A 14155-nucleotide genomic window follows, 5' to 3' on the forward strand; every position below is an offset into this window, starting at 1 on the left:
TGGCTTGCGATGACGACACGCAACGATTTGCACAGATGATTCTGGATAGAACGCACAATAAGCGACGATCTCACGTCAATCATCAGAATTCATCATCAACATGCCCTGGCCTTTCACGCAGACCCGCTGAGACAGCCCCCTGGAAGGGCATCAGCGCTGGCCACTGTTGGCATGTGAACTTGTGGATTTAAGGAATCACACCATGGCTCCATATTGGTCAATATCAGGGTTTTTGCTGCTGCTTTCGCTGTTCGAAATCTTGGTTAAAAAAGACGAACGCACAAATTATGCTTTAACCTGGCTGCTCTGTATTGCTGCCATGATTTTGATTGTTTTCGGCGGTATTCGCGGTCTGGGCACCGGCATGGATGACTTTCAGTACCGGAGTTTCTTCGAGGACTTCGTACGACGCATCCAGATTAACGGCTTTTTTAATACCGTCGCTTTTTTCCGTTACGAACCGCTGATTTTCGCCATGGCCTGGCTGACCAGCCTGTTTTCGCACAATGCCAGCGTCTTTCTGTTTGTGTTTTGTGCCATTGCAGTTTCCATAAATACCTACTTCTTTAAGAAGATGTCACCCTATCCGGTGCTGGCGCTGGCGCTGTATTCCGCGCACATCTTTATTAACAAAGACATAAACCAGATTCGCTTTGGCCTGAGCTCCGCGCTGTTCCTGGGTGTGCTGTGGTCCATTTACCTCAAGCGTTACTGGTGGGCATTTACCTTTTTTATTCTGTCATTTATGAGCCACAACACCGCCGTTATGGTGGTGACGCTGGTGCCGTTCCTGTTTATTCGTGACTGGCGCTGGTGGCCGGTGGTTATCATTCTCTTCAGTCTGCCGCTCTCCGTTGTCGGCGGTTCCAGCTTTATCGCGCTGATTGCCGGTCATCTGGGGTCGCTGGGTGAAAGGGCATCGGGCTATAACAATGACCCGTCCTACGCAATGGATGGCAGTATCCTGTCAGTCTCGAACCTGAAAAACATCATGCTGGTGTTTATCTTTTTCTATTTCATGCTGACGGAAGAGCTGAAGCGCGAAAATTACGCCCAGTACCGTCTTAACTATCTGCTGATTTTAAGTTTTGCTATCGGCGGGGCGATCAGGATCTTCCTGTACAATTTCCCGTCGGGTTCACGTCTGTCCAACTATTTGCAACAGGTCGAGCCGATTATCCTGACCTCGCTCATCTTTCAGGCCAGGCGCGTCTGGAAGCCCGCACTGTTCGGCATGCTGGTTTTCTTCCTGCTCTATTACCTCTACTACAACACCATCTCCACCAAACAGGCGGTTGTCGGCTACGAAGTGGCGCAGGAGTTTTGGTTGACTCGCTAATCAACCCGGCGATCGTCCTCCCGTGAAAGGTGTCACGCAGGGGCGGTTGCCAGTCATAACACAGGTTTTTCTTCGACCTTTGTCGATTGAATTGTTTATTTTTGAACTATTTTAATGAGGTGCTGGCAATGAAGGACATTCGTTTCTCCATCGTAATTCCGGCTTATAACGCGTCAGAATCGATTGTCACGACGCTGGATTGCGTTAAAGCACAGACGTATCGTCATTTCGAGGTCATCATCGTTGATGACAAATCGGCGGATGCCGCCGCGCTCGCCGAGGTGGTTCGCAGCGAGCGTTACCAGGACCTGGACATCAACCTGGTGTTGTCAGAGGTCAAGCTGAATGGCGCAGGTGCGCGTAACAAAGGCATTGAACTGGCCACGGGCGACTATGTCAGCTTCCTGGATGCCGACGATGAATGGCACGCCGATAAGCTACTGCAGGTCACAAAAAAAATTGCCGAACTTGAGGCGCAGGGCAAAGACAAGACCATTATCTTCAGTCAGGTGAATATCTATCAGGACGGCGCGTTCCTGAAAGTCATGCCAACGCAGCCGCCTGCTGAAAATGAAACGGTGGCGGAATATCTGTTCGGTTGTTATGGCTTCATTCAAACCAGCACGATTGTGCTGAAGCGTGAAGATGCCGCCAAAATTCAGTTCGATGCGCGCTTTATTCGCCATCAGGATTATGACTTCTGTATCCGTGCCGATCGGATGGGTTACCGGTTCGAGATGATTGACGCGCCGCTGGCTAATTATCATCTGGTGACCTCGTTCGGTTCAAAGCACAAAGGGGAATCGGTCAAATACTCCCTGTTCTGGCTGGATACCATGAAGCCGCACCTTACCGCGCGTGATATTCACACCTATAAAGCCTTTAAGCTGCCGCTGCGCTACAAAATGGACGGCAACGCCCTGATGGCGAGCGTGAGTTTTGCCCGCTATTTCTTGCTCACTAATAAAGACAATCGCACCTACTTCCTCAACCGCTTGAAAGACAAGCTGAAAGCGCGTTTTGGCGGTGAAAAGGCACTTTCCTGATTCTCTTAAATGTTGTGACGTTTCTGTGCTGCCGGAAGTCTCTCCCGGTCGCTCCGTCTTTTTATTTATTCAGGTATGAAAATGACTAATCACTCTGGTACCGTTGGTATCGTGATGCCTATGTATAATGCCCGCCAGACGGTATTACGCGCCGTGCAGTCCGTGTTAAATCAAACCTATCAGGACTGGCACCTCTATCTGATCAACGATAAATCCACCGATGACTCCCTCGCCTGGGTAACAGAACAGTGCCAGGATCCGCGTATTACGATTCTGGACAATGCCGTGAACATGGGCGCAGCCGAAACCCGCAATGTCGGCTTGCGCGCGGCCAAAGAAGAGATCATTGCTTTTCTGGACAGCGATGATGAATGGCACAGTGATAAACTGCGTCAGCAGATGCAGGCGATAGCCGATGGGGATAATCTGGTTATTACCGAATATCATTATAAAACCCGCAAAGCTGACCACGATATCCGCTACTCGAAGCCGTATTTACAGCAGGACAACTTCGTAAAAAAACAGTACCGTGTCTGCTTCTCTTCCGTGTGCTTTCGCCGTCCACCAGGCGGTATTTTTTTCCAGCGCAAAGGTCATGAAGACTTCCTTTTCCTCTACGAACTGTTTAGCCGTTATAAACAGGCCAGGATAATTCAGACAATTCTGGTGAATTATTATGAGCTGGGCGATTCTCTGTCGCGTAATAAAAATAAAGCCGCGAAATGGCACCTCGAACTATTAAGAATTATCTATAAAAACAATCCGTTAAAAATCTATTACTATTACGCCTGGTATATGGTGAACGGTGTGCTTTTTAGCCTGAAACACCGTTAAGCCGATCGGCAGGATTGTCTGTAAACTTTGAGGTGGATAACGTTTCATGAAAAAAATCGTCCTGGTGATCAAAGACGCTTACTCGTATGCCGGCACCGAGAATATCTGTAACTTTATGTCGGAATGCCTCGGTGATGAGCACGACGTCACCATTTACTCGCTGGAAGGGCACGGTCAGCCGTTTTACCCGTTTGAAAAGGTTAAGCGCATCGTCAGCTTTGAAGGGGAAAGTAACCCGATTAAAAGTGCGGTGGCACGTATCCAGCAGGAAGGCTTTGATACCGTGTTTATGATCAGCATGGGCCGCCTGAGCGTGATGTTTGCGTTCTGGAATCTGATGACGTTTAAAAAGAAACGTTTCAAAGCCTATGCCTGTGAGCACGTGGCCATCAACTCCTTTAGTAAGCCCATTAAATTCCTCAAATTCCTGCTTCTGCGCTACTACGACCGCGTGATTGTGTTGACGGATAAAGATCATCAGGTCTTTCAGCGCTGGCACATTCCCAGCCAGACTATCCCCAACCCGGTCGTATACAAAGCCTGGCAACGCACCTCGCGTCATCGCCAGGCGCTGGCAGTCGGCCGTCTGGACAATCAAAAGGGTTTTGACCTGCTACTGGATATCTGGCGCGACTTTGCCAAAGCCCATCCAGACTGGACCCTGGTCATTGCCGGTGACGGCGAGCTGCGCCAGCAGCTGCACGATCAGGCTGCCGTGCTGGGCATCACCTCCAGCGTGAAGTTCGTCGGCAAAGTCAGCAACATCAACGACTACTATCGCGACAGCGATATGGCGCTGATGACCTCGCGTTATGAAGGTTTACCGCTAGTTTTGCTGGAAGCCAAATCGTGGTCGTTGCCGGTGGTGGCGTATGACTGCCCGACGGGTCCTCAGGAGATCATCAATCACGGTGAAGACGGCTTCCTGGTGCCAATGAACAAGAAAAGCGAATTTCTGGCGCGGATGGAGCAACTGGCGAGCGATGATGCCTTGTTCTACGCCATGAGCGAAAAAACCCAACACACTGCGCTGAAATTTGACGGCAAACAGATTAAACAAAGCTGGCTGGCGCTGGTGTAAACGGGCTGGAGATGCTCATTTTTGCTGTGCCTCATGGGACACCTTTTATGGCTGAGTTTACAGCCTTCATGACGACGGGATTTACTGCATGAAAAGAAGAGAAGTCTTGCAAACCGCAGCCTCCGCCCTTGTCGGTGCGCTTTCCGTGAGCACGTTTTCCAGTTACGCCGCCAAAAATACAGGTCTGGCGCTGAAATCGGTTGATGCAACGGCGATCCCGAAAGGGGATGTTCCCATTCTTACCCCTGAAAATGTGTACGCCATGCCACCGCAGTTTTGGCAAAATTTTCAGGGGAAGCTGTGGATTGGCAGAGCAGGCAGCGATGCCCGCCAGCCCGGTAACCAGATTCCGGTCTTTTTGCGCGATGCCAACGGCAATCTGGCGCAAATCACCCAGCCGATTACGCTGAACAAAGGCAATTTTGATCAGTTCGTCAAAGACAACGCGGCGCTTATCGCTAATCCGTCGCACGCCATGGCGCTGGAGGACAGCAACGGACAGACCGTATTCAACATTCCGGATGTCAGTCAGCCGGGTCAGGCCGCTTTTAGTCAGCGTCTGGCGCAGCCTGCCGGTTATCAGCTCATCGGGGAAATTCCTTCTGTCGATGATCTGCGTAAAACGCGGCCGCTGTTTGAAGGGGCAAAGATTAAGCTGAAGAGCTGGCATCCCGGCCTGGAAGTAGGCGGGGGCGAGTTTGTTGGCAGTTTTCAACCCGCTCAGGACGATCAGGGCGTGATTTTCAGCGGCGACGGCTTTCACTGGCGCCGCGTGGTGGATGACTATAACCGGCTGTCGCTGTTTGACTTCGGCGCGATCGCCGACGGCAAAACCGACAGCGCGCCCGCCATTAAAGCCATGTATCAGTGGTCGCAACAGAGCGATCAGCCTATCTGTGTCCAGTTCCCGGCAGGCACCTTCTTCGTGACAGGCTGTGACTTTGGCGAAGAACAGCGTCGCTTTTTCCGTATCTCCGGGGCCATGGTCAACTTCGGCTACTTCCCGGCGACCACCATCGTTTCTGATGGTCAATCCCCGTTTGTGTTTGAGGTCAGCGCCCGCTGGGTGGAAATCTCCAACCTTATTTTCAATGGCAATACCGATACGAAGCCGAACAGGCAGGGCCTGTTGCGCAATACCTGTCCGGGAGGGCAATTCTTCCGGGGGGCCTGTCTGCGTTTCAACAACGTTGGTGGCACCGCGCTGAGCCTGCTGGATACGCTGGACTGTAAAATTGACCAGTGGTACGCCTCGGCCTGTACTGGTGATGTCATTCAGGCCGGCTGGTCAGGACAGAAGAAGGGCAACTGGGATCACAGCACGGCGATTGAGCTTTCCAACTTCAATGCGCAGCACTGTAAAGGTGGCAAGGTTCTGAATCTGCCGCGCTGCAGTCAGTCGCTGATTCATAACGGCTGGATTGAACACTGCGACAATCCCGGCGATATCTCCAATGGTCAGTGGATTATTGATGCGCTCAGTCTGGAAGATTGCAAAAACCCGCTTATCGCCTGGCACTCGCGCCTGAATACGCGCCAGACCAACCTGCAGTCGGGGAGCTGGATTGATAACTCAGAGCAGGGCGATCGCTGGTTAAGCGCCTGGGAGATGGGATCGACCCGCGTTGAATCCTACGGCGTCGCGATTGATGGCAGCCTGAAATACAACTATCTCACTTCGCGCTGGTTGCTGGAAAACAACACCAGTCAGCCCGTGTGGTACGAACTGGCTAACCTTTATTCTCCTACTGTCGGTGACTCGTGGGAAATCGAGGTCTTCGGCCAGTCGCAGTTTAACAACGGCACGGACAGCGAACCGCTGATGAATCTGATCGACGGCAGAAACACCGGTGGTCGCGCGGTGATTCATGTACAGCGTAAGAAAGATCATGCTGAAGCCAGCTGGTCAGCGGAAGGCAGCAGCCCGGTGCTGGACGTGCGTTACGTGGCGAAAACCGACACCGATACACAGGTCTTTATCAGGCTGGCAGGCTGGACGCCTTCTGCTGCCATCATGATTAAAAGCACCGCGAAGGACCGTTTTGTGACCGGCCGCTGCGCGCGGGTCGATGCCAAAATGGCTAAAGCCACGCCCGACAGTGGCAGCCATGCTGCACCGCAGCGCTTTAGTCTGCACAACGGCAAAGCGGGCGTCGGCGCAAATGAGCAAGGCGATCTCCTGCTGGCTTCCCGCGCGCTGTCGGCTGACAACGTGGATACCCGTAAACCAGAAGGTTTCGTGTCGGTGGTCATTAACGGTAAAACCGTTGCCTTGCCCTATTTTGCCATTAAAGCGTAATTGAGAGAGGGCTGCCCTTAGCGGCAGCCAGGGCCAACAGGATCTGGGCTGTTGGCGTGCATGTTATTGCTGTTTTTTATCAGTGTTCATTTTGCCCGTTTCGGAACTGGGCGGTTGTCAGAATTAGAAAAAATTTAATTCGGAGTTTTTATGAAAATTTTATTGGTGGGTAACCATCCCTGTGGGAATCGTGGGGATGGCGCGATTCTGCGTGGACTGATTGATTCAATTCAGGCCGCGCGCAACGATGTCGATATTGATGTGATTAGCCGTTATCCAACCAGCTCCGGTTATCTGCTTCAGCAACATATTCAGCAGGACAAGCTGTTCCTGCATAACAACTCCTCGGGGAAGGGCCTGATTGGCTCAGTCAAACGTAAGGTAGCGAACCGACTGATGCCCAACATCATGATGGCACACCTGGGTAAAGGCGGTCCTTACAAGTCATTTTCCGTGCCGCCGCACCTTAAAGCCTTTACGGAAAGTCTGAAGGATTATGATGCCATCATCCAGGTAGGCGGCTCATTTTTTGTAGATCTCTATGGCGTAACGCAGTTTTACCATGCGCTTTGTGCTCTGTTAGCTAAAAAACCTATTTACCTGATTGGTCACTCGGTCGGTCCGTTCCAGAATGCGCGCACCAACCAACTGGCAAATTTTGTGTTTGATCGGGTGTACAAGCTTATTCTGCGTGAATCGGTCAGTCTGGATCTGATGAAGCGGGATGGCGTTACCAGCTCGAAAGTGGTGGCCGGTGTGGATACCGCGTTTCTGGTTCGTGCCCGTGAAGTGGAAAATCCCAGCCACAGCCTGCAACACTGGCAGAGCGTGATCCGCTCGCGTAAAACCATTGCCATCACGGTACGCGAACTGGCCCCCTTTGATAAGCGTTTGGGCGTCACGCAGCAAGACTATGAAGCCGCATTTGGCCGGGTGATTAACGCGATGATCGCGAGCGGTTATCAGGTCGTCGCCCTGTCTACCTGCACCGGTATCGACAGCTACGCCAAAGATGACCGCATGGTCGCGCTGACCCTGCGTGACCACGTACAACAGTCTGAGCATTATCACGTCGTGATGGACGAGTTTAATGACCTGGAACTGGGTGTGCTGCTCAGCGAGTGTCATCTCACCATTGGTACCCGTCTGCACTCTGCCATTATCTCGATGAACTTCGGCACGCCTGCCGTAGCGATTAACTATGAGCACAAATCCATGGGCGTCATGAATCAGTTAGGCCTGCCGCAGATGGCGACCGATGTGCAGAGCCTGATGGACGGTTCCCTGATCGATAAGGTGCAGAGCGTCCTGGCCGACTACGACGCGATCAAGCAAAACGTTGCTGCTGCCGTGGCGCACGAAAGGGAAGTGGGTAACCGAATCACTGAAGAGATTCTAAACGTAATAGGATGATGTGATGAAACTGACTTTTTTCACGATGCGTTTCCCGGTTGCCTCTGAAACATTTGTTCTGAACCAGGTCACTCATTTTATTGATGCGGGCTATGACGTTGAGATTATCTCGGTATTTCCGGGGGATCTGGTCAACCGGCATGGCGCGTTTGATGAGTACGGCCTGGCAGCAAAAACGCACTACCTGCTGCCAGAAGAAAAAGTGTCGCTGACGGACAAGCTGGGACAACGCCTGAAACTGGTTTTGCCTAAAATCACCCGGGCATCCTTATTACGTTCGCTTAACGTGCGCCGCTATGGCGCACAGTCAAGCAAACTGCTGCTTCCCGCCATTGTCGCCAATGCGCGTCAGACCTATGAAGCGGATGTGTTCCTGGTGCACTTCGGCTATGCCGGTGCGCTGGCAAATAAACTCCGCGAACTGGGTATTCTGAAGGGCAAACAGGCCACCGTTTTCCACGGCGCGGATATTTCGCGTCGTCACATTCTTGACGAGCACAAGCAGGATTACCGCAACCTGTTTCAGCAGAGCGAGCTGATGCTACCGATCAGCCATCTGTGGCAAAACAAGTTGATCGAAATGGGCTGCCCGCCCGAAAAGATTCACGTGACCCGTATGGGCATCGAGCCAGAGAAATTCAACTTCCAGCCGCGCGACGGTTTTCACACGCCGCTGCGTATCGTGTCTGTCGCCCGCCTGACTGAGAAGAAAGGCTTGGATGTCGCGGTCAAAGCCAGCGCCATGCTTAAGCAGCGCGGCGGTCAGTTCCAGTACACGATTATTGGTAACGGCGATCAGGACAAGATGATGCGTGACTTCATTGCGAACGAAGCGATGCAGGATTGCGTCACCATGCCAGGTTTTAAACCGCAGGAGGAGATTCGTAAGGCGCTGAGTGATGCCGATATCTTCCTGCTGCCGTCGAAAACCGCCGCCGATGGCGACATGGAAGGTATTCCTGTCGCGCTGATGGAGGCGATGGCGGTTGGGCTGCCGGTGGTCTCCACCTTCCACAGCGGTATTCCTGAACTTATCGAAAACAACGTTTCCGGCTGGCTGGTCAAAGAAGATGACGCTGACGCGCTGGCCGACACCTTACTGAAACTGTCCCAGGGCGAGGTAGACGTTGCCCCCGTTGTTGCGGCCGCCAGACAGAAAGTGGAAACCGAGTTTAATCAGCATATCGCCTACCGCGAGCTGGCACAGATTCTGGAGCGAATGGTTTGAGTGGAATAAAGTCACAGGCGATTTGGTTGTTTGGCAGTACCTGTTTTTCAGCCGTACTGCAGGTCGCGCAACTGAGTTTTCTCGCCCGTAAACTCGAAACCCATGAACTGGGGCTGCTGGCCATTATCAACGCCATTCTGGCGGTGGCGGGCGTCCTGCAGGACATGGGAATGAGCAGCTATCTGGTACACCGCCAGGACATCACGCGCCGCGAGCAGAGCACGATCTATTGGGTTAACGTCGGCATTAGTTTCTGTACCGGCCTGGTTATGCTGGGCATTGCTTTCCCGGTTGCCTGGTTCTATCACCTTCCGGCGTTAACCGGACTGATTATGCTGACCAGTCTCAACTTCCTGGTGCTCGGTCATCTGTCTCAGTATCAGGCGCACTATATCAAAACCAAACGCATGGTTTCGCTGGCGAAAATTGAGATGGGCACGAAGCTGTTCGCCTTTCTGTGTGTTGTCGCCATGCTGGAGTTTACGTCGCTCACCGTCGCAGCAGCGATTCTGGGCCTGTTTATCAATGCGTTCACCCGTATTTTGTGCATGATTGCGCTTGGAGAGAAGTCCTGGCGGCCTACGCTGGAGTTCGACAAACAGACCTTTTTTAACGCGGTACGCTACGGAATTTACCAGCTCGGTTCGCAGACGATTAACCAGTTACGCACCCAGGCCGATGCGCTGGTGGTGGGGAAAGTGATGGGCGCTGACATGCTCGGTGTTTACTCACTGGCGAAAGAGCTGGTGCTGCAACCGCTCAAGCTGGTGTCGCCCGTGATTAACCGCCTGGCGCTGCCGCGCTTTGCCGAAAAGCAGCACGATCCAGAGCAGTTGAAGAAACTGTTCCTCAAGGGCACGCTGGTGATTATGTTGTTCAGCAGCGCGATGTATCTGGCTATTGGTATTTTGTCACCCGTCATTGTTCGCGTGCTGTATGGTGCCTCACATGAGCAGGTTTACCATCTCATTCCGTTGATGCTGCTGTTTGGCATGCTGCGCCCGATGGGCGGTCTGACTGGTGCTATTTCCCAGGCTAACGGTCGCACCAACGTGGAGTTCTACTGGAACATCGTCGCGAGTCTGGTGGTGGTGGCGGTACTGGCCACGACCTTTATCTGGCCGAACGTCCTCTATGTCGCGCTGACGCTGTCGATTTCGCAGGTGTTAATTTCCACCCTGGCGCATCCGTTCTTTATTAAACCGGTCATTGGCATTCGTTTTATACCCTATGCCCGACAGTGGGTGTCGGTCTCCGTACTGTTTGCGGGACTGATGCTGCTGGTCAATCACTTCAACCTTTTCGTGATGCCGGAATGGTTTGAACCGTGGCTGTAAGTGTCATTATCACGGGCGACTTCGGGTCGCCCGTGTCGTTTTATGGCTGGTCTTAAAAAGGGCAAAGGATGTTGCATTCGGACCGCCAGACACTCGCTTGTCTGTGAGATTGCGCTTTATTTCCAAACGGCGAAAACCCAGGGAAAATCCCGAATTTGTAAGATTTCACAGCGAGTTAGTGTGGGCTTTTCAGATAAAGATTATACTTCCTTTTCCGGTCCATCCGGCATAATTGACGCATGTCTTCACTTCATTAGATGGAATAAATATGACCAAGCTTAAAGCAGTAATCCCGGTTGCGGGTCTCGGCATGCATATGCTTCCGGCGACCAAAGCCATTCCGAAAGAGATGCTGCCTGTTGTGGACAAGCCAATGATTCAGTACATCGTTGACGAGTGCGTAGCTGCAGGTATTAAAGAGATTGTGCTGGTCACCCATGCGTCCAAAAATGCGGTGGAAAACCACTTCGATACAACGTACGAACTTGAAGCGTTGCTTGAAGCGCGCGTGAAGCGCCAACTGTTGAGTGAAGTACAGTCAATTTGTCCGCCAGGCGTGACCATCATGAACGTACGCCAGGCGCAGCCACTGGGCCTGGGACACTCCATCCTCTGTGCCCGTCCGATGATCGGCGATAACCCGTTTGTTGTCGTTCTGCCTGATGTCCTGCTGGACGATTCTACCGCTGACCATTTACGTTATAATCTGGCGGCCATGGTGGCGCGTTTTGAAGAGACCGGTCATAGCCAGGTTCTGGCGAAGCATCTGACCGATTATGACCTGTCAGAATACTCGGTGATCACGACGGAACAACCGCTGGAAAACCCGGGCGACGTCAGCACCATCAGTAACTTCGTTGAGAAACCAGAGCATCCGGCTGAGTTAAACTCAGACCTGGCGGCGGTAGGGCGCTACGTCCTCTCTGCCGATATCTGGCCAGAACTGGAACGCACCGAACCGGGCGCATGGGGACGTATTCAGTTAACGGATGCGATTGCCAGCCTGAGCAAGAAAAAAACGGTCGATGTGTCCCTGATGACCGGGCACAGCTTTGACTGTGGACGCAAGTTGGGTTACATGCAGGCGTTTGTCTCGTACGGTTTACGAAACAATGCGCAGGGCCGTGATTTCCGCGAAGCGATCAAGCATATTCTGGCGAAGTAATCACTGTATAATTCGCTGCGGTTAACGCGGCAGAAAGGGAGAAGTTGAGATGGCAATTTTGGTTACAGGCGGCGCGGGTTACATCGGCTCTCATACCGTACTGGCGCTGCTGGAGCGCGGTGACGACGTCGTCGTCCTGGATAATCTGTGCAATGCCTCGCGTGAGGCGATTAACCGTGTTGAGAAACTCGCCGGCAAGAAAGCCACCTTTATTGAAGGTGATGTCCTTGACCGCGCCTGCCTGCGCGACCTGTTTGCCTCTCACTGTATTTCTGCCGTGATTCACTTCGCCGCACTTAAAGCGGTGGGTGAATCCACGCGTATGCCGCTGGAATATTACGAAAATAACGTTGCCGGTACCGTTGTTCTGCTGGAAGAAATGCGTAACGCCGGCGTCTGGAACTTCATTTTCAGTTCCTCTGCCACCGTTTACGGCGCTAACGCGCCGGTACCTTACGTTGAAACTACCCCGATTGGGGGGACGACCAGCCCGTATGGCACCTCCAAGCTGATGGTCGAATTCATTATCCGTGATTTTGCCAAAGCCGAGCCGAAGTTCAAAACCATTGCGCTTCGCTACTTCAATCCGGTTGGCGCGCATGAATCGGGTGAGATCGGTGAAGATCCATCAGGCATTCCAAACAACCTGCTGCCCTACATCGCCCAGGTCGCTATCGGTCGTCTGGATAAACTCGGTGTGTTTGGCGGTGACTATGATACGCCAGACGGCACCTGCCTGCGTGACTACATTCATGTCGTTGACCTGGCGGAAGGCCACCTTAAAGCGCTGGATCATCTGGACAAAATTGAAGGTTATAAAGCCTACAACCTGGGTGGTGGCAAAGGCTTCTCCGTACTGGAGATGATCAAAGCCTTCGAAAAAGCCTCGGGCAAACCGATTCCCTATGAAATCAAACCGCGTCGCGATGGCGATCTGCCGGCGTTCTGGGCGGATGCGTCGCTGGCGAACCGTGAACTGGACTGGCGTGTGACGCGGGGAATTGACGCGATGATGCGCGATACGTGGAACTGGCAGTCGAAGAATCCGGAAGGGTTTCGTTAATATTGCCTATTACTATTTATTCATACCCGCGATGTTCAATGACATAGAAAGCATTTGAACAAGTGGGTTTTTTTACGATGTAATCCTGAGCTTGGTTTTTGTAAATTAACGGAGACTAGTGATAAATCATTAGAAAAGAATTGCCCTCTTTAATTTTACTCGTAAAATCAGTGTGTTGGGGTTGATGTGTGCTATTTTTTCAGGATATAGATACTTGAAATTGTTGATTAAATGTGCATGTTTGTAACGCTGAAAAAGTAATAATTATAAAATTGTCAAAAAAGGGGCTTTATAAACCTTGTCTCGAAGCCGGGATAGTACGAAAACCGCATGGTTTTATCGATTGGGCTGGGTTCTGGAAAAATAAAAACTTGGTAGGATAACGCCATTTTGCAATGCAAACTATGCTTAGCTATGGCTATAACCCACTTACGCAACTGGTTGCGATAGCCAGGGGCGGTAGCGTGGTTAAAATATGACAACTCAGCAGTGGTGCATACATGCAAGAGATCGTTTGCGTTTTTCTAAGTGCATTTGTGTTGCTCTTCGTTGCGCGCAAGATAGCCCGCAAGATCGGATTGGTTGATAAGCCGAATGATAGAAAGCAACATAAAGGACACATTCCATTAGTAGGCGGCGTTTCGGTCTACTTATCACTGTGGATACTTTACCTCATTCAGCCCCATTGGTTGCCTGACTTCTCAATATATATGTTTTGCGCCAGTGTACTTCTAGTTATCGGTGTGTTAGACGATCGTTTTGACCTTCCGGTGATGCCTCGCATAATCATTCAAGCCTTGATGGGGGGCATAATGATGTGGCACGGACATTACCTATATACGCTCGGTAATGTTCTGTTTGGATATGAGATCGTGCTAGGTATGTTTGGCTATGTAGTAACATTGTTTGCGGTTATAGGGGCTATAAATGCCTTTAACATGGTTGACGGTATTGATGGCCTTTTAGGCGCACTATCTTGCGTTACCTTCGGTGCATTGGGAATCGTTTTTGCACTAGGGAATAATTCGCATCTAGCATTATGGTGTACTTGTCTGATGGCTGCTTGTCTTCCCTATATACTGCTAAATCTTGGCATTCACTGGGGCAAAAAATTTAAAGTTTTCATGGGTGATGCAGGAAGCACACTGATCGGTTTCACTGTGATCTGGTTATTAATGCTAAATAACTGATCCTAATACCGCTACACTTTAGCCAGCCCATGTTTTCCCCCGGGGAATGGGCTGACGGTATTCATAAAGTGATGGACCTTTTTCAACAGTTGCCACATTGAACTGCACTGGTGATTTCGGGTTATTGTCTCATGAAGCGCCTGCCACAACCGTTCGACAT

At 51.5% G+C, this 14155-nt stretch carries 10 protein-coding genes and 2 pseudogenes; 11 read left to right on the forward strand and 1 reads right to left on the reverse strand.

From position 1 onward, the window contains the following. The first annotated feature begins 202 nt into the window (after window positions 1–202). The 11 genes and pseudogenes from F7Q90_RS11310 to wecA all read left to right on the forward strand — a co-directional run. Window positions 203–1339 (forward strand): EpsG family protein, encoded by a 1137-nt coding sequence (locus F7Q90_RS11310; protein WP_006119869.1) that lies wholly within the window; start codon window positions 203–205, stop codon window positions 1337–1339. Between the two features lie 128 nt (window positions 1340–1467). Further along, complete coding sequence (locus F7Q90_RS11315) at window positions 1468–2385, forward strand: glycosyltransferase family 2 protein (protein WP_006119868.1); 918 nt, start codon at window positions 1468–1470, stop codon at window positions 2383–2385. A gap of 81 nt (window positions 2386–2466) precedes the next feature. After that, entirely contained in the window at window positions 2467–3219 is a 753-nt protein-coding gene (locus F7Q90_RS11320; RefSeq protein WP_006119867.1) for a glycosyltransferase family 2 protein, read from the forward strand. 46 nt (window positions 3220–3265) lie between these two features. Further along, window positions 3266–4300, forward strand: coding sequence for a glycosyltransferase (locus F7Q90_RS11325; RefSeq protein ID WP_006119866.1), 1035 nt, complete (start codon window positions 3266–3268; stop codon window positions 4298–4300). An 88-nt stretch (window positions 4301–4388) separates the two neighbouring features. Then, window positions 4389–6599, forward strand: a complete 2211-nt coding sequence (locus F7Q90_RS11330; protein WP_006119865.1) for a phage tailspike protein — start codon at window positions 4389–4391, stop codon at window positions 6597–6599. Between the two features lie 150 nt (window positions 6600–6749). Next, window positions 6750–8012, forward strand: a complete 1263-nt coding sequence (wcaK, locus tag F7Q90_RS11335) for a colanic acid biosynthesis pyruvyl transferase WcaK (RefSeq protein ID WP_006119863.1) — start codon at window positions 6750–6752, stop codon at window positions 8010–8012. 4 nt (window positions 8013–8016) lie between these two features. Further along, entirely contained in the window at window positions 8017–9240 is a 1224-nt protein-coding gene (locus tag F7Q90_RS11340) for a glycosyltransferase (RefSeq protein ID WP_006119862.1), read from the forward strand. Beyond that, complete coding sequence (locus F7Q90_RS11345; RefSeq protein WP_006119861.1) at window positions 9237–10577, forward strand: lipopolysaccharide biosynthesis protein; 1341 nt, start codon at window positions 9237–9239, stop codon at window positions 10575–10577. Before F7Q90_RS11340 ends, F7Q90_RS11345 begins: the two co-directional genes overlap by 4 nt. Before the next feature lie 268 nt (window positions 10578–10845). Then, entirely contained in the window at window positions 10846–11742 is an 897-nt protein-coding gene (galF, locus tag F7Q90_RS11350; RefSeq protein WP_006119858.1) for a UTP--glucose-1-phosphate uridylyltransferase GalF, read from the forward strand. Window positions 11743–11791: 49 nt separating this feature from the next. Next, window positions 11792–12805 (forward strand): UDP-glucose 4-epimerase GalE, encoded by a 1014-nt coding sequence (gene galE, locus F7Q90_RS11355; protein WP_006119856.1) that lies wholly within the window; start codon window positions 11792–11794, stop codon window positions 12803–12805. 500 nt (window positions 12806–13305) lie between these two features. Further along, window positions 13306–13986 (forward strand): annotated as a pseudogene (gene wecA, locus F7Q90_RS11360) (UDP-N-acetylglucosamine--undecaprenyl-phosphate N-acetylglucosaminephosphotransferase); the annotation flags it as partial. A gap of 20 nt (window positions 13987–14006) precedes the next feature. On the opposite strand, the pseudogene F7Q90_RS11365 reads toward wecA, so the two are convergent. Continuing rightward, a pseudogene (locus F7Q90_RS11365) lies at window positions 14007–14155 on the reverse strand (IS630 family transposase); the annotation flags it as partial.

Source organism: Pantoea stewartii subsp. stewartii (assembly GCF_008801695.1).
Classification (GTDB): Bacteria; Pseudomonadota; Gammaproteobacteria; order Enterobacterales; family Enterobacteriaceae; genus Pantoea; species Pantoea stewartii.